The 14,625-nt window shown below is 65.0% G+C and carries 14 protein-coding genes; 4 read left to right on the top strand and 10 right to left on the bottom strand.

Annotation, left to right across the window (positions count from 1 at the left end; translation table 11 throughout):
* Nucleotides 1–167, bottom strand: a 167-nt coding sequence (locus tag AC07Z7_RS06470) for a hypothetical protein (protein WP_494765721.1), incomplete at its 3' end; no start/stop codon positions are given.
* Nucleotides 168–569: 402 nt separating this feature from the next.
* Between AC07Z7_RS06470 and AC07Z7_RS06465 the strand changes: the two genes are divergently transcribed.
* Nucleotides 570–860 carry a co-chaperone GroES gene (locus AC07Z7_RS06465; protein WP_056173280.1) on the top strand — a complete coding sequence of 97 codons (291 nt, stop codon included), beginning with the start codon at nucleotides 570–572 and terminating at the stop codon, nucleotides 858–860.
* A 95-nt stretch (nucleotides 861–955) separates the two neighbouring features.
* On the top strand, nucleotides 956–2,602 hold the full coding sequence (gene groL / locus AC07Z7_RS06460; RefSeq protein ID WP_094286405.1) for a chaperonin GroEL: 1,647 nt from the start codon (nucleotides 956–958) through the stop codon (nucleotides 2,600–2,602).
* Nucleotides 2,603–2,725: 123 nt separating this feature from the next.
* Here the strand turns inward: groL and AC07Z7_RS06455 are convergent, their stop codons facing one another.
* The 3 genes from AC07Z7_RS06455 to edd all read right to left on the bottom strand — a co-directional run bounded on the left by AC07Z7_RS06455 (nucleotide 2,726) and on the right by edd (nucleotide 5,665).
* Nucleotides 2,726–3,025 (bottom strand): DUF805 domain-containing protein, encoded by a 300-nt coding sequence (locus AC07Z7_RS06455; RefSeq protein ID WP_094286403.1) that lies wholly within the window; start codon nucleotides 3,023–3,025, stop codon nucleotides 2,726–2,728.
* A 223-nt stretch (nucleotides 3,026–3,248) separates the two neighbouring features.
* Nucleotides 3,249–3,905 carry a bifunctional 4-hydroxy-2-oxoglutarate aldolase/2-dehydro-3-deoxy-phosphogluconate aldolase gene (eda, locus tag AC07Z7_RS06450; RefSeq protein ID WP_494765715.1) on the bottom strand — a complete coding sequence of 219 codons (657 nt, stop codon included), beginning with the start codon at nucleotides 3,903–3,905 and terminating at the stop codon, nucleotides 3,249–3,251.
* Nucleotides 3,896–5,665: a phosphogluconate dehydratase gene (gene edd, locus AC07Z7_RS06445; RefSeq protein ID WP_494765714.1), complete on the bottom strand. Its 1,770-nt coding sequence runs from the start codon at nucleotides 5,663–5,665 to the stop codon at nucleotides 3,896–3,898. Before edd ends, eda begins: the two co-directional genes overlap by 10 nt.
* Before the next feature lie 99 nt (nucleotides 5,666–5,764).
* Between edd and AC07Z7_RS06440 the strand changes: the two genes are divergently transcribed.
* Entirely contained in the window at nucleotides 5,765–6,694 is a 930-nt protein-coding gene (locus AC07Z7_RS06440; protein WP_494765713.1) for an SMP-30/gluconolactonase/LRE family protein, read from the top strand.
* A 48-nt stretch (nucleotides 6,695–6,742) separates the two neighbouring features.
* Here the strand turns inward: AC07Z7_RS06440 and AC07Z7_RS06435 are convergent, their stop codons facing one another.
* The 3 genes from AC07Z7_RS06435 to pgi form a co-directional block, all read right to left on the bottom strand.
* Nucleotides 6,743–7,258, bottom strand: a complete 516-nt coding sequence (locus AC07Z7_RS06435; protein WP_494765720.1) for a GNAT family N-acetyltransferase — start codon at nucleotides 7,256–7,258, stop codon at nucleotides 6,743–6,745.
* Between the two features lie 46 nt (nucleotides 7,259–7,304).
* Nucleotides 7,305–8,546 (bottom strand): AGE family epimerase/isomerase, encoded by a 1,242-nt coding sequence (locus AC07Z7_RS06430; RefSeq protein ID WP_494765712.1) that lies wholly within the window; start codon nucleotides 8,544–8,546, stop codon nucleotides 7,305–7,307.
* Between the two features lie 111 nt (nucleotides 8,547–8,657).
* Nucleotides 8,658–10,220: a glucose-6-phosphate isomerase gene (gene pgi, locus AC07Z7_RS06425; RefSeq protein WP_494765719.1), complete on the bottom strand. Its 1,563-nt coding sequence runs from the start codon at nucleotides 10,218–10,220 to the stop codon at nucleotides 8,658–8,660.
* A gap of 181 nt (nucleotides 10,221–10,401) precedes the next feature.
* Here pgi and zwf point away from each other — a divergent pair, with 181 nt between their 5' ends.
* A complete protein-coding gene (gene zwf, locus AC07Z7_RS06420) occupies nucleotides 10,402–11,856 on the top strand; it encodes a glucose-6-phosphate dehydrogenase (protein WP_462388861.1) in 1,455 nt (484 codons plus the stop codon).
* 47 nt (nucleotides 11,857–11,903) lie between these two features.
* Here zwf and gloA2 read toward each other — a convergent pair whose 3' ends face one another.
* The 3 genes from gloA2 to AC07Z7_RS06405 form a co-directional block, all read right to left on the bottom strand.
* Nucleotides 11,904–12,341, bottom strand: a complete 438-nt coding sequence (gene gloA2, locus AC07Z7_RS06415; protein WP_205734084.1) for an SMU1112c/YaeR family gloxylase I-like metalloprotein — start codon at nucleotides 12,339–12,341, stop codon at nucleotides 11,904–11,906.
* Nucleotides 12,338–13,315 carry a glucokinase gene (glk, locus tag AC07Z7_RS06410; RefSeq protein ID WP_252659232.1) on the bottom strand — a complete coding sequence of 326 codons (978 nt, stop codon included), beginning with the start codon at nucleotides 13,313–13,315 and terminating at the stop codon, nucleotides 12,338–12,340. Before glk ends, gloA2 begins: the two co-directional genes overlap by 4 nt.
* Nucleotides 13,316–13,544: 229 nt before the next feature.
* Complete coding sequence (locus AC07Z7_RS06405; protein ID WP_094286391.1) at nucleotides 13,545–14,612, bottom strand: ABC transporter ATP-binding protein; 1,068 nt, start codon at nucleotides 14,610–14,612, stop codon at nucleotides 13,545–13,547.
* Nucleotides 14,613–14,625 lie beyond the last annotated feature (13 nt).

Raw genomic sequence — 14,625 nt, 5'->3', positions numbered from 1 at the left:
TGGCAGTCAGGCAGAAAGGCGACCGACGTCTGTCGGGTTATCAGCACCTTCTTCGGCCCCTCGTCGGTGGCCAGCCAATACTCGATCTCGGTGCCGTCTGGGAGGTCCCGCCAGTTGCGAGTGAGAAGGAAGCCCCGGAGTTCGGTGGTTGCGAGGGCTGAGGGCATCAGGTGGAGCAGGGGACGCTGGCGCGGCAATTCTGATGCCTAGGGCGAGATGGTGGAGAGGTGCGGTGGCTCTTGTGCATGATACTGATTTTTTATACAGTATCGTAAAACTGCCACCAAGAAGGCCATGCACAAACCATCGCGCTATGTATTCCGCCCTGCCCGGCCAGCACCCGCATTGCTACGGCGCATTTGGGCGTGGTTCTGAGGCGGCGCTGCTGCGCTACAGCACTTCTCCCCCATGTTCTGAGGGGGTGTCTTGAAACGGCCACAAATGCCCGTATCATTAGCACTCACCGCAGACGAGTGCTAACACCGCACTCGCATGCCGGAAGTTTGGGAGCGCCTGGGCATCCAGGCGCTGAGTACGTCAGCTTTTTTACTGAAAACAGGAGCATTGCAATGAACCTTCGCCCTCTGCACGATCGCGTGATCGTCAAGCGTATCGAAAGCGAAACCACGACCGCCTCCGGCATCGTGATCCCTGACAACGCCGCTGAAAAGCCCGATCAAGGTGAAGTGCTGGCCGTAGGTCCCGGCAAGAAGAACGACAAGGGCGAAGTGCTCGCCCTGAACGTGAAGGTCGGTGACCGCGTTCTGTTCGGCAAGTACTCGGGCCAGACCGTCAAGGTCAACGGCGACGAGCTGCTGGTCATGAAGGAAGACGATTTGTTTGCTGTGGTCGAGAAGTAATTTCTCATCCCTGCGTTACTCATCTTTTCATAGCTGCTGACGCTTGATTGACAGGCACCAGCAGCAAATTTGAACCTAATTTTCAGGAGCCAAAAATGGCAGCAAAAGACGTAGTTTTCGGCGGCGAAGCCCGCGCTCGCATGGTTGAAGGCGTGAACATCCTGGCCAACGCGGTCAAGGTCACGCTGGGCCCCAAGGGCCGCAATGTGGTGCTGGAGCGCTCGTTCGGCGCCCCCACCGTGACCAAGGACGGTGTGTCCGTGGCCAAGGAAATCGAACTCAAGGACAAGCTGCAGAACATGGGCGCCCAGCTCGTGAAGGAAGTGGCTTCCAAGACCAGCGACAACGCTGGTGACGGCACCACCACCGCTACTGTGCTGGCCCAGGCCATCGTGCGCGAAGGCTCCAAGTACGTGGCCGCTGGCCTGAACCCCATGGACCTGAAGCGCGGTATCGACAAGGCCGTGCTGGCCCTGACCGAAGAGCTGAAGAAGGCTTCCAAGCCCACCACCACCTCCAAGGAAATCGCCCAAGTGGGTTCGATCTCCGCCAACTCCGACGAATCCATCGGCAAGATCATTGCTGACGCCATGGACAAGGTCGGCAAGGAAGGCGTGATCACCGTGGAAGACGGCAAGTCCCTGCAAAACGAGCTGGATGTCGTGGAAGGCATGCAGTTTGACCGCGGCTACCTGTCGCCCTACTTCATCAACAACCCAGAAAAGCAAGCCGCTCTGCTGGACAACCCCTTCGTGCTGCTGTTCGACAAGAAGATCAGCAACATCCGCGACCTGCTGCCCACGCTGGAACAAGTCGCCAAGGCTGGCCGTCCGCTGCTGATCATTGCTGAAGAAGTCGAAGGCGAAGCCCTGGCTACGCTGGTGGTCAACACCATCCGCGGCATCCTGAAGGTCGTGGCTGTGAAGGCTCCTGGCTTCGGTGACCGCCGCAAGGCCATGCTGGAAGACATCGCCATCCTGACGGGCGGCAAGGTCATCGCTGAAGAAGTGGGCCTGTCGCTCGAGAAGGTCACGCTGGCCGACCTGGGCCAAGCCAAGCGCATCGAAGTGGGCAAGGAAAACACCATCATCATCGACGGTGCTGGTGCCGCTGCCGACATCGAAGCCCGCGTGAAGCAAATCCGCATCCAGATCGAAGAAGCGACCAGCGACTACGACCGTGAAAAGCTGCAAGAGCGCGTGGCCAAGCTGGCTGGCGGCGTGGCAGTGATCAAGGTGGGCGCTGCGACCGAAGTCGAAATGAAGGAAAAGAAGGCCCGCGTGGAAGACGCCCTGCACGCTACCCGCGCTGCGGTGGAAGAAGGCATCGTGGCTGGTGGTGGCGTGGCCCTGCTGCGCGCACGCCAAGCGGCTGGCGAGATCAAGGGCGACAACGCTGACCAAGACGCTGGCGTGAAGCTGATCCTGAAGGCCATCGAAGCCCCTCTGCGCGAGATCGTTTACAACGCTGGTGGCGAGCCATCGGTGGTGGTGAACGCCGTGCTGAACGGCAAGGGCAACTACGGCTTCAACGCTGCCAACGACACCTATGGCGACATGATCGAAATGGGTATCCTGGACCCCACGAAGGTGACCCGTACAGCCCTGCAGAACGCCGCTTCCGTGGCTTCGCTGCTGCTGACGACCGAAGCCATGGTGGCCGAGGCTCCGAAGGACGACGCACCTGCTGCTGGCATGCCCGACATGGGCGGCATGGGTGGCATGGGCGGCATGGGCATGTAATTGCCCGGCCCCTGCGCAGCAGCCCGGTGCTCGCTGCGCAGTCCACAACACAAAAGCCCGCAGGCCTTACGGTCTGCGGGCTTTTTTATGGCGGCCTTGTTGGGGCCGCTTGCAGCGGTGGCTTTACTCCCCGCTGGGCTGCACCCACCAGTAGATCAGCACCAGCGAACCGATACCGGTGAGTGACAGCAGCTGCCACCAGCCCGACCGGCCAATGTCATGCAAGCGGCGCGCCCCCACGGCCAGGGCGGGCAACAACAGGGCCAGCGCCACAATGCCGTACAGCACCTCGCTCACAAAGCCGGTCACCACCAGCACCACCACCTGGAACAGGGCAAACCACCAGAACTCCGAGCGTGGTGCGCGGCCCGAAAAGCCCGCGTACTGCGCGAAGCAGCTTTTGACAGCAGAAACAAAATCCATAGTGCACTCCCTCTCTTGGTTGAAAAAACAAACCAGCGATGTGGGGGACCGAGCCCCCCGCGCCATGATAGGGGCGCTCTACGTCAGATCCGGGTGGAAATTGACTGGCGCTACCGCGTGGTGCGGGTGGCACGCAATACGCTTGAAGTACTTACTATGTTTTTTATAGCTACAAAGGCTTACTCATCAGGCGCAAGCAGCCATTTTTTCTTGGGTTTCTAACTCAATCCGCGTTGCGCAGCGCCTGCGTGGCGCGTGCCAGCTCGGTGATGCGCGCCCAGTCGCCCGCGCGCACCGCATCGGTGGGCGTGAGCCACGAGCCGCCCACGCAGCGCACATTGGGCAGCGCCAGGTAGTTGGGGGCGGTGGCGTTGGTGATGCCGCCCGTGGGGCAAAAGCTCACCTGGCCAAACGGGCTGGCCCAGGACTTGAGCAGCGGAATGCCCCCCACGGCCTCGGCCGGGAACAGCTTGAGGAACGAGAACCCGTCGGCCAGCGCCGCCATGATCTCGCTCGACGTGGCCACACCGGGCAGCAGCGGCAGGTTCAGGCCCTTGCAGGCACTGCCCACTGCCGACGTGTAGCCGGGGCTCACGGCAAACCGTGCACCGGCTTCGCTCGCGCGGCGGGCGTCATCGGCGTTGAGCACTGTGCCCACGCCCACCACGGCCTCGGGCAGATGGCGGGCGATGGTTTCGATGGCGGGCAGGCCCGCAGCGGTGCGCAGTGTCACCTCCAGCACCTTCACGCCACCGGCCAGCAGGGCCTCGGCCAGGGGCAGTGCGTCTTCCACGCGGTCGATCACGATGACGGGGATGACGGGGCCATGGCTGGCGATGTCGAGAGGATTCATGGGGGTGGAAGCAGGGGTTACAGCCATGTGCAGGCTCCTTGTTCGGCACCGCCTGCGTGGCGGCGAAAGTTGGTGAAGAGTTCGCGGCCAAAGCCGGTTTGCGCAGGTGCGTTGTAGGGCGAGGGTGTGCGTGCGGCCCAGGTGGCGTCATCGACCAGCACATCGAGAGTACCCGCCACTGCATCGACGCGCACCATGTCGCCATCGCGCACCTTGGCCAGCGGGCCACCGGCCAGCGCCTCGGGCGTAACGTGGATCGCGGCGGGCACCTTGCCCGATGCGCCGCTCATGCGCCCATCGGTCACCAGCGCCACCTTGAAGCCCTGGTTCTGCAGCACAGCCAGCGGGGGCGTGAGCTTGTGCAGCTCGGGCATGCCATTGGCCTGCGGGCCCTGGAAGCGCACCACAGCCACCATGTCCTGGTTCACATCGCCTGCGCTGAAGGCGGCGAGCAAAGCCTCTTGCGAATCGAACACGCGGGCGGGTGCTTCGACGATGTGGCGATCTTCCGGCACGGCAGAGACCTTGATCACCGCACGGCCCAGTCGCCCCTGCAACAGGCGCAGGCCGCCCGTCGGCGAGAAGGGCTTGAACACAGGGCGCAGCACGCTTTCGTCGCCCGACTGGGCCGGTGCGCCCTGCCCGCCTGCGGCAATGCCACCTGCGTTCACGCTCATCACATCGGGGTGCATGAAGCCACCCGCCAGCAGCTCGCGCAGGATCCACGGCGGGCCGCCCGCTGCCTGGAACTGGTTCACGTCGGCATCGCCATTGGGGTACACGCGGGCCAGCAGCGGCACCACGGACGAGAGTTCGTCAAAGTCCGTCCAGTCGATCAGGATGCCCGCGCTGCGCGCAATCGCCACCCAGTGGATCAAGTGGTTGGTGGAGCCACCCGTGGCCAGCAGGGCCACCATCGCGTTGACGATGCAGCGCTCGTCCACCAGCTTGCCAATGGGCGTGAAGCGGTTGCCGCGCTTGCCGATGTCGAGCACCGTGCGCAGCGCCTGGCGCGTGAAGGCCTCGCGCGCCTCGGTGCCGGGCGATTCAAACGCCGCGCCGGGCACATGCAGGCCCATGGCTTCCAGCAGCATCTGGTTGCTGTTGGCCGTGCCATAAAACGTGCAGGTGCCGGGGCTGTGGTACGCGGCCGACTCGGCCTGAAGCAGTTCGTCGCGGCCCACCAGGCCCTGTGCGTACTGCTCGCGCACCTTGGCCTTGTCCTTGTTCGACAAGCCCGTGCCCATGGGGCCTGCGGGCACAAACACGCAGGGCAGATGCCCGTAGTGCAGCGCGCCAATCAGCAGGCCCGGCACGATCTTGTCGCACACGCCCAGCAACAGCGCGCCATCGAACACATCGTGGGACAGCGCTACCGCCGTGGCCATAGCAATGGCGTCGCGGGAGAACAGCGACAGCTCCATGCCGGGCGTGCCCTGCGTCACGCCGTCGCACATCGCAGGCACGCCGCCCGCCACTTGCACGGTGGCCCCCAGCCTAGCGGCTTCATCGCGCAGGATGGCAGGGTAGCCCTGGTACGGCTGGTGGGCCGAGAGCATGTCGTTGTAGGCCGTGACGATGCCGATGTTGGGGGCCTTCTCGACCGTGACCTTGAACTTGTCAGAGCCCGGCAGCGCCGCATAGGCGTGGGCCAGGTTGGCGCAGCCCATGCGGTCTTGGGCGGGCTTGCGGGCGATCATGGCGTCAATGCCAGTAAGGTAGGCGCCGCGCGTGTCTGCGCTGCGCTGGACAATGCGCTGGGTCACGCGCGCTACAACTGGGTGCATGGAAGTCTCCATCGGTGGGTGGCAAGGCCCCGTGCATGGCGCCGGGGCTCAGTATCTGAGGCCCTAGAATGTAACTCGATAACCACCCCGCTTCAACCCATGTCCCTGCAAACCTTGCCCTTGCCGCCGTCCGAACTGGGCGAATCCCCCTTCTGGCACCCCACGGAAAAATCCCTTTACTGGTGTGACATTCAGGGACAAGCGGTGCACGCATGGCATCCCGACAGCGGCCGCCACCGGCAATGGCGCATGCCCAGCGAGCCCGGCTGCTGCGCGCCAGCGGCGGGTGATCGATTGGTAATCGGGTTACGAAACGGTTTCTATCTTCTGGATATCGCGAAGGACAGCGCCGACCCCACCGCCCTCACCTGCCTGGCCTTGCTGCCCGCTGACCTGCACGACACCGCTGTGCTGCGCCTGAACGATGGTCGCTGCGACACGGCAGGCCGTTTCTGGGCGGGCTCGGTCATCACGCCTCGCACCGCGCCGAATGCGGCACTTTGGTGCCTGCAGGCCGACCCGACCAGCGCCACCGGCTACCGCGTGCGCCACATGGCAGGCGACAACTTCACCGCCAACGGCCTGGCCTTCAGCCCCGACAACCGCACGATGTACTGGTCGAACACGCCGGAGCACCGCATTGACCAGTTCGACTTCGATGTAGCCACGGGCGAAATCACCAACCGCCGCCCTTGGGTGCAGTTCGATCGTAAGGTGGAAGGCCAGCCCTACGGAGGGCGGCCCGATGGTGCGGCGGTGGATGTGGAAGGCAACTACTGGGTGGCGATGTACGAAGGCGCGTGTGTGTTGCAGCTTTCGCCAGCGGGTGAGGTGCTGCAGCGCATTTCGGTACCGGTGCAGTGCCCGACCATGGTGTGTTTTGGGGGGGAGGACTTGCGGACGTTGTTCATTACATCGGCGCGGGCGGGAAGGCCTCTTCAAGAACAGCAGGCAGCGGTTGCGGCAGGGTCACTGTTCAGCAGGCACGTGGAAGTGGCGGGGCTACCGGTGAATTTCTTCAAGGGGTGAAAAGCGACGGGCAACTGATCACAGTGGGACACCAAGGCCAGCGCGCCACTACCAAGCCGCCAACGCGCCGATCTCCTCACGCACGATCCGATAGCTGAGGCGGTCGCTGACTAGCCTTGCACCCAGGCTCTCGTAAAACGCTATGCCCCGGGCGTTGGACGATTTGACCGACCAGTCGATGCGGCCACAGCCGTTGTCCAGCGCGTATCGCGCCGCCCATTGCATCAAAGCCAGGCCAACGCCTTGGCTCCGATGGGCCGGAGAAACAAACAGCTCTTTGAGTACGCACTGCCGCTGGTGGGCAGGCTCGGGCTCCACGAGCGAATACACCAGGTAAATGGCCGCAAACCCCAACAACTCGCCGCCAAGTTCTGCTGTCACCAGTCGAATCTGAGAGTGAGGTCCACACAGGTTGTCCACCAGGTGGTTGCGCACAAGGGCCCGGTCGAGCGCACGGCCTGGGTGGTAGTGGTCATGCAGCGCGAGCAGCAAGTCCACCATCTGCTCTTGTTGCGCCGGGGTCAGCAAACCGACTTCCATGTTTCCTCTCCTGCTGGACCGGATGGTTTCGATGGGGTGAGCTTACGTCGACCAGGCGACTCTCTGGCGCTTAGCCCGTCTCAGCCCCCATCCCGAGCACTCCCAACACGTCATAACACGCACCCATGTTGTGATAGTCCACCTTCCCCGCATTGCTCTTTTCGCGAGTGGTGTTGCGGTTGTCGCGGTACAGGATGCGAAACCATGCGCCGTGTTCGTGGTCAACAAAGTGCTCCCAACAGTAGGCCCAGATGCGGTCGTACCACTGCCAGTAGCGGTCATCCCCCGTGCGCACGGCCAGCACCGCAGCGGCGGCCAGGCTTTCGGCCTGCACCCAGTGGTATTTGCCATCGTCGCAGATGCTGCCGTCGGGCGCCATGCCGTAATACAGGCCGCCGTGTTCGGCGTCCCAACCTCGCGCCACGGCGGCATCAAACAGGCGCTGCGCGCAGGGCAGGTGCCAATCAGCAGGGTGCAGGGCATTCAGTTGCAGCAGCAGCTTGGCCCATTCGGTCTGGTGGCCGATCTGGTAGCCCCAGGGGCGGAAGATGTTGCTGCGGTCATGGCGGTTGTAGTCCCAGTCCACGGACCAGTCGGCATGGAAGTGCTCCCACACCCAACCTTCGGCAGCGGGCGCAAGGGCGCGGGTGGACAACGCGGCCTGCCGCTGGCAGATACCTTGTGCCAGTTGTTCGGCACGCTCGATGTAGCGACGCTCGCCCGTGGCGCGGAAGGCAGAGATCATGGCCTCGCAGGCATGCATGTTGGCGTTCTGGCCCCGGTAGCTGGTGAGTTGCCAATCGGGGCTGGCCTCGTCGGCATACAGGCCTGCGGCGGGTTGCCAGAAATGCTGTTCGGCGGTATCAAAGGCCTGGGCCAGCCACGCGCGGGCTTCGGGTACTCCGGCCTCAAAAGCGCGGGCGTAAGCCAGCATCACAAAGGCCATCCCGTAGCAGTGGCGCGTGGCGTCTTGCACGGTGGCGCGGCCGTCACTCCAGTCGATCAGCCACGCGTAGCCGCCCGTGGCGGGGTCATGGAACGCAGTGCGCAGAAACTCCAGCGCGTGCCGCATGCCCACCTGGTAGCGTGCCTCGCCCGTGGTGCGGTAGAGCATGGCGTGCGTGACCACAAAGCGCGTTGCGCTGACGAGGTGGCGGGTGCGCGTGTTGTAGACCGTGCCATCGTCCAGAAAGAAGTGGTACTGCCCGCCGCTCGCGTCGGTGGCCACGGGGTCGTAGAACGCCATGGTGGCCCGCAGATGCTGGCGCAAAAAGGCTGCGGAGCGGAAGTCCGGATAGGGCGGAATCGCCATGGGGGGTGTCTCCTGATGCGTTAGCTGTAGGCCAGAAACCGTGCCGGTCTCTGCCGGTGGGGGGCCTGGTCTACCGCCAGCGCTGCCCCAAGAAAAGCAATGTTCCGGGGGTCAGGCCGCGCTGCGCAACAGGCCCAGCAGGCCCGCCGTGGAGCCATCGAGCCCGGCCACATCGCCGCTCTCCAGCCGTGCCTCCAGGTCCTTGGCCAGCACCTTGCCCAGCTCCACGCCCCACTGGTCAAAGCTGTTGATGCCCCACAGGCTGCCGCTCACAAACACGCGGTGCTCCTGCAGCGCAATCAGCGCACCCAGCGATGTGGGGGTGAGCGATTCGAGCAGCATCAGGGTGCTGGGCCGGTTGCCCGGAAAGTGCCGGTGGCCGTCGTCGCTGGCCTTGCCCACCATCAGCGCCTGCGTTTGCGCCAGCGCGTTGGCCAGCAGCTTTTGCTGGTGGCCCGGCAGCGGGTGCGATGCCTTGCGCACGGCCACGATCTCCAGCGGCAGCACGTCGGCGCCCTGGTGCAGCATCTGGAAGAACGCATGCTGGCCGTTGGTGCCGGGCTCGCCCCACAGCACGGGCGATGTGACGCAGGCCAGCGTGCTGCCGTCTTGCGCCACGCGCTTGCCGTTGCTCTCCATCTCCAGCTGCTGCAGGTAGGCCGAGTAACGGCCCAGCGCGGCGTGGTACGGCGCGATGCAGCGGCTGGTAAAGCCATGGAAATTGCGGTACCAGACATCGAGCAGACCCAGGCGCACCGGCAGGTTCTGCACCAGCGGCGCGGTGCGGAAATGCTCGTCCATGGCATGCGCCCCCGCGAGGAAGTCGCGGAAGCCTTGCGCACCAATCGCGATAGCAATGGGCAGGCCAATGGCCGACCACAGCGAGTAGCGGCCGCCCACCCAGTCCCAGAAACCAAAGGTGGTGGTGATGCCCAGGGCCGCTGCGGCTTCGATGTTGGTGGTGAGTGCGGCAAAGTGGCGCGCCACATCGCGCCCGCCCTGGGCGTCGAACCACGCCAGCGCAGAGCGCGCATTGGTCATGGTCTCGGCCGTGGTGAAGGTCTTGGATGCGACCAGGAACAGCGTGCTCTCGGGCCGCAGACCCTTGAGCACATGGTGCAGCTCATGCCCGTCCACATTCGACACAAAGTGAAAGCGCTTGCCCGGTGTACGGAACTCTTCGAGCGCACGCACGGCCATGTGCGGGCCCAAGTCCGATCCGCCGATGCCAATGTTCACCACGTCGGTGATGGCGGCATCGCTGCGCACCTGCTCGGCGTACTGCAGCATCGCATCGAGCGTGTGGTGCACGTCGGCCAGGCGCTGCGCGGTTTCGGGCACATCACCGGGCAGGGCCACGCCGGCCGGACGGCGCAGCAGCGTGTGCAGCACGGCGCGGTTTTCGGTGGTGTTGATGGCCTCGCCCGCCAACATCGCATCGCGGTGCTGTTCCACCCCGCAGGCGCGGGCCAGATCCAGTAGCAGGGCTTCGGTCTCGCGGCTCCACAGGTTCTTGGAGAGGTCGGCAAACACGTGGGGCGCCTGCTGGCTGAAATGCGCAAAACGGCCCGCGTCTTGCGCAAAGGCCTGGCGCATGTCCAGGCTGCGGCCCTGGGCGTCAAAGTGGGCCGCCAGCAGGGGCCAAAGGGCAGTCTGGTCGCAACGGGTGGGCATGAGGGTCATGTCGTCTGGGGTTGGAAATGCGCCGGAATGGTAACTTGATTACAGAAATTCAACGAGTTTTACGGATTCTTTTGGGTTACAAGCAGCAGGAACATAGCAAAGAAGGCCACAAATTTATGTAACGTGATTACAATTCCACGCAGCAAAACGACACACCCACCACGGAGACACCATGAGTTTTGACCTCGTCCTGTTCGGCGGCACCGGCGACCTTGCCTGGCGCAAGCTCATGCCCGCATTGTTTCAGGCATTCCGCCATGGCACGCTGCCCGAGGGCGGGCGCATCATCGCCGTGGCGCGCGACGACCTGAGCGACGAACAATACCGCAGCCTGATCCAGTCGCGGTTCGACAGCGTGGAACTGGCCAAGCGCCCCACACCGGACGAGTTTGCGCGGTTTGCGGCCTTGCTGAATTACCTGCGCATGGACCTGTCCAAAACCCAGGACTACGAACGCCTGGCCGAGACGCTGAAAGCGCGCGGCGCCGACTCGGTGGTGATGTATGTGGCCACCGCGCCCAGCCTGTTCACCAACGTGTGCGAGCAGATCGCCGCCGTGGGCCTGAACGGCCCCACCACCCGCGTGGTGCTGGAAAAGCCCCTGGGCCACGACCTGCAGTCCAACCGCGCCATCAACGACACCCTGCGCCGCGTGCTCAAGGAAGAGCAGGTCTTCCGCATCGACCACTACCTGGGCAAGCCCTCGGTGCAGAACCTGTTTGCGCTGCGCTTTGGCAACGCGCTGTTCGAACCCCTGTGGCGCCGCGAGACCATTGCCAACATCCAGATCACGATTGCCGAGGAGCTGGGCGTGGAGTCGCGCGGCGCGTTCTACGACCAGACCGGTGCGATGCGCGACATGGTGCAGAACCACGCGCTGCAGCTCTTGTGCGCGATCGGCATGGAGCCGCCCATCAACTCCAGCGCCAACGCGATCCGCGACGAAAAGCTCAAGGTACTGCAGTCGCTCAAGCCCTGGACGCTGGAAACCATTGGCCAGCATGTGATCCGCGGCCAGTACGCGGCGGGCAACCACCAGGGCCAGCCCGTGCCCGGCTATGCACAAGAAAAAGGCGTGGCCCCCGGCAGCGCCACCGAGACCTTTGTGGCGCTGCGCACCGAAATCAGCAACTGGCGCTGGGCGGGTGTGCCGTTTTACATCCGCACCGGCAAGCGGCTGGCGGGGCGCGACGCGCACATCGTCATCAACTTCCGCCCCGTGCCCCACCCCATCTTCAAGACGCCTGCAGGCGCTGCCAACCGCCTGGTGATCAACCTGCAGCCCAAGGACGGGCTGGAGCTGCACCTGATGGCCCAGGGCGCCGCCCAGCACCAGACGGAACCCGCGCTGTCGCAGGTGCACCTGAACCTGGACTTTGACCAGCGCTTTGGCACCGAGCGCGTGGGCGCCTACGAGCGCCTGCTGCTTGATGTAATTGCAGGCCGCCTGAACCTGTTCGTGCGCAGCGACGAGCAGGAAGAAGCCTGGCGCTGGGTGGAACCCATCCTGCAATACTGGAAGAACGACCCGGCAGGCCCCCGCCCCTACCCTGCGGGCAGCTGGGGCCCGCGTGCGGCCAGCGCGATGATTGCGCGCGACGGGTATTGCTGGAGTGAAGAGATGTGACACGGAAAAAGGCCCACCAGGGCCTTTTCTTTCTTGGGTGAGTGCAATCAGCGCGGCATGGCGCTGGTCGCAGGCCCGACCAGCTCGATCGGCAGCCCGTCCGGGTCGGCAAAAAAGGTGAACAGTGCACCGGTGAACGGATCCACCCGCACCGGCTCCACGGCCACGCCATGCGCCACCAGCGCGGCCACGCTGGCCTCCATGTCGGCTACGCGCAACGCCAGATGGCGCAGGCCACAGGCCTCAGGGTAGGACGGGCGCGGCGGCGGGTTTGGAAAGGAGAACAGCTCCACCTGCGTGCCATCGGGCAGTTGCAGGTCGAGCTTGTGCGACTGCCGCTCGGCGCGGTAGTGCTCGTGCACCACCTGCAGGCCCAGCACCTCGGTGTAGAAGTGGCGCGAGCGCGCGTAGTCACTGGCGATGATGGCCACGTGGTGCACACCGGTGGGCCGGAGCATGGGCGGTGCTGCGCTGTCGCTACTCATGCGTCCGAGCCCGCAATGTCCAGCGCGCGCGATGCACCGTGCAGCGCGGGCGTGGCGCCGGGGTCGATCACCCAGCAGGGAATCGTCGCCAGGTAAGACTGGAAGCGCCCCTTGGATTCAAACCGCGCGCGGAACGGCGACTGGTCAAACCAGGTGCCCAGGCGCGGCACCATGCCGCCGCCGATGAACACGCCGCCGCGCGCCCCCAGCGTGAGCGCCAGGTTGCCCGCCACGCTGCCCAGGAAGCCACAGAACAGCTCCAGCGCCTCCAGCGCCAGCGGGTCGTTGGCTTGCAGGGCCAGCTCAGTCACCTGTGCGGCCGAGCTGATCTCTTTGCCGCCACGCTGGGCCAGCCGGCGCAGCGCGTGGTACAGGTCCACCAGCCCGGCGCCACACACGGCGCGTTCGGCCGACACATGGCCGTAGCGCTCTTGCAGGATGCCCAGCACATCAAATTCGCGCTGGGTCTGCGCGGCCAGCGTGACATGGCCGCCCTCGCCCGACAGCGGCACCCCCAGGCTGGAGCCCGGCGGAAACACCAGGCCCGACACCCCCAGGCCCGTGCCCGGGCCCAGCAGCGCAATCGCGGCGCCCGGCACGGCCGCGCCGCCGCCCACGGGGCGCAGCTGATCGGGCGTGAGCAGTGGCAGCGCCAGCGCGAGTGCGGTGAAGTCGTTGATGACCACCAGCCGCTCAAAACCAAACGCCTCGCGCACGGCGCGTTGCGAGAAGCTCCAGCTGTGGTTGGTCATGCGGATGGCGTCGCCAGTGACGGGGTTGGCGATGCCAAACGCTGCCTCGCGCGGCGTGGGCACGCCCACCTCTTGCAGGTAGGCCGATAGCGCTGCGTCCACCGTGGGGAACTGCGCACAGGGCAGCACCCGTGTGTCGTTGAGCGGGCCCGTGGGCGATGCCTGCCAGGCCAGGCGGATGTTGGTGCCGCCAATGTCGGCAAGAAGGCGCTGCGGGTGCATAGATCGACGAAAAGAATCCCAAACGGTCCGAAGAAAGGCCGGGCGGGCAGAACGTGCCACCCGCCCGGCTGTAGGAGAGCCAGCGGCTGTGGCCCTCATTAGCTATATTATTGATAGCTTAAAAAGCATGCCGGCCGCGCGCAGAAGCCTGTTTTTACTTCAAATCCTTGCGCTGACAAAGACCAAAGTCGGGTGGCGGCGCCTGCGCCGCAGGTTCACGCGTTTTCTCTCAGGCCACCAGCCGCTCTTCGGACTGCGCATCGAACCAGTGGGCATGCGCGGGCGCCAGGGCCAGGCCCACATGCTCGCCGGGCTGCACGCGGGTCTGGGCGTCGGTGCGCAGCGTGACGCTGCCTGCGGCGGTGTCCACCATCACATAGGTGTCCGGGCCCGTGGGCTCCACCACGCTGACCCGGCCGCGCCAGGGGGCGGTCTCCTGCATCACCAGGTGCTCGGGGCGCACGCCCAGCAGCACCTCGTTGGCACTGGATGGTGGAGGCGCCAGGTTCAACGCCGCACCCTGGATGCCAAACTGCCCGCCCGTGACCGCGCCGCGCAGCAGGTTCATGGTGGGCGATCCGATGAAGGTGGCCACGTAGGTGTTGGCCGGGCGGTTGTAGATCTCGTCGGGCGTGCCCAGCTGCTGCACCACGCCGCCCTTCATCACCGCGATGCGCGAGCCCAGCGTCATGGCCTCGACCTGGTCGTGCGTGACGTACACGCTGGTGATGCCGCTGGCCTGGTGCAGGCGCTTGATCTCGGCGCGCATCTCCACGCGCAGCTTGGCGTCGAGGTTGGACAGCGGCTCGTCAAACAGGAACAGCTGCGGCTGGCGCGCCAGCGCCCGGCCCATGGCCACGCGCTGGCGCTGGCCGCCCGAGAGCTGGCTGGGACGGCGGTCGAGCAGGTGGCTGATCTGCAGCATGGCGGCCACTTCGTCGATGCGCTTTTGGCGCTCGGCCTTGGGCATCTTGCGCATCTCCAGCGCAAAGCCGATGTTGTCGGCCACGGAGAGCGTGGGGTACAGCGCATAGCTCTGGAACACCATGGCGATGTCGCGGTCGCGCGGGGGCATGCCCACCACGTTTTTGCCGCCGATGCGGATCTCGCCCTCGGTGGGCTCGTCCAGCCCAGCAATGATGTTGAGCAGCGTGGACTTGCCGCAGCCCGAGGGGCCGACGAGGATGAGGAACTCGCCGGGCGCGACGTGGATGTCCACCTTGCGCAGCACTTCCACGCTTTTGTCGCCCTTGCCAAAGCGCTTGTTGATGCCTGCGATGTCGAGTGATGACGCCATGATTTCTTACTCT

The organism is Acidovorax sp. GW101-11A03 (genome assembly GCF_059424825.1).
The sequence above is the reverse complement of the archived record's forward strand: the minus strand, read 5'-3'. Positions and strand labels throughout refer to the sequence as shown.

Coding starts and splice junctions, on each gene's coding strand:
- edd (WP_494765714.1), bottom strand. CDS start 5,665: ATGCACCCAGTTGTAGCGCGCGTGACCCAGCGCATTGTCCAGCGCAGC.
- AC07Z7_RS06430 (WP_494765712.1), bottom strand. CDS start 8,546: ATGGCGATTCCGCCCTATCCGGACTTCCGCTCCGCAGCCTTTTTGCGC.
- AC07Z7_RS06405 (WP_094286391.1), bottom strand. CDS start 14,612: ATGGCGTCATCACTCGACATCGCAGGCATCAACAAGCGCTTTGGCAAG.
- AC07Z7_RS06465 (WP_056173280.1), top strand. CDS start 570: ATGAACCTTCGCCCTCTGCACGATCGCGTGATCGTCAAGCGTATCGAA.
- groL (WP_094286405.1), top strand. CDS start 956: ATGGCAGCAAAAGACGTAGTTTTCGGCGGCGAAGCCCGCGCTCGCATG.
- zwf (WP_462388861.1), top strand. CDS start 10,402: ATGAGTTTTGACCTCGTCCTGTTCGGCGGCACCGGCGACCTTGCCTGG.
- AC07Z7_RS06440 (WP_494765713.1), top strand. CDS start 5,765: ATGTCCCTGCAAACCTTGCCCTTGCCGCCGTCCGAACTGGGCGAATCC.
- eda (WP_494765715.1), bottom strand. CDS start 3,905: ATGGCTGTAACCCCTGCTTCCACCCCCATGAATCCTCTCGACATCGCC.
- AC07Z7_RS06455 (WP_094286403.1), bottom strand. CDS start 3,025: ATGGATTTTGTTTCTGCTGTCAAAAGCTGCTTCGCGCAGTACGCGGGC.
- gloA2 (WP_205734084.1), bottom strand. CDS start 12,341: ATGAGTAGCGACAGCGCAGCACCGCCCATGCTCCGGCCCACCGGTGTG.
- pgi (WP_494765719.1), bottom strand. CDS start 10,220: ATGCCCACCCGTTGCGACCAGACTGCCCTTTGGCCCCTGCTGGCGGCC.
- glk (WP_252659232.1), bottom strand. CDS start 13,315: ATGCACCCGCAGCGCCTTCTTGCCGACATTGGCGGCACCAACATCCGC.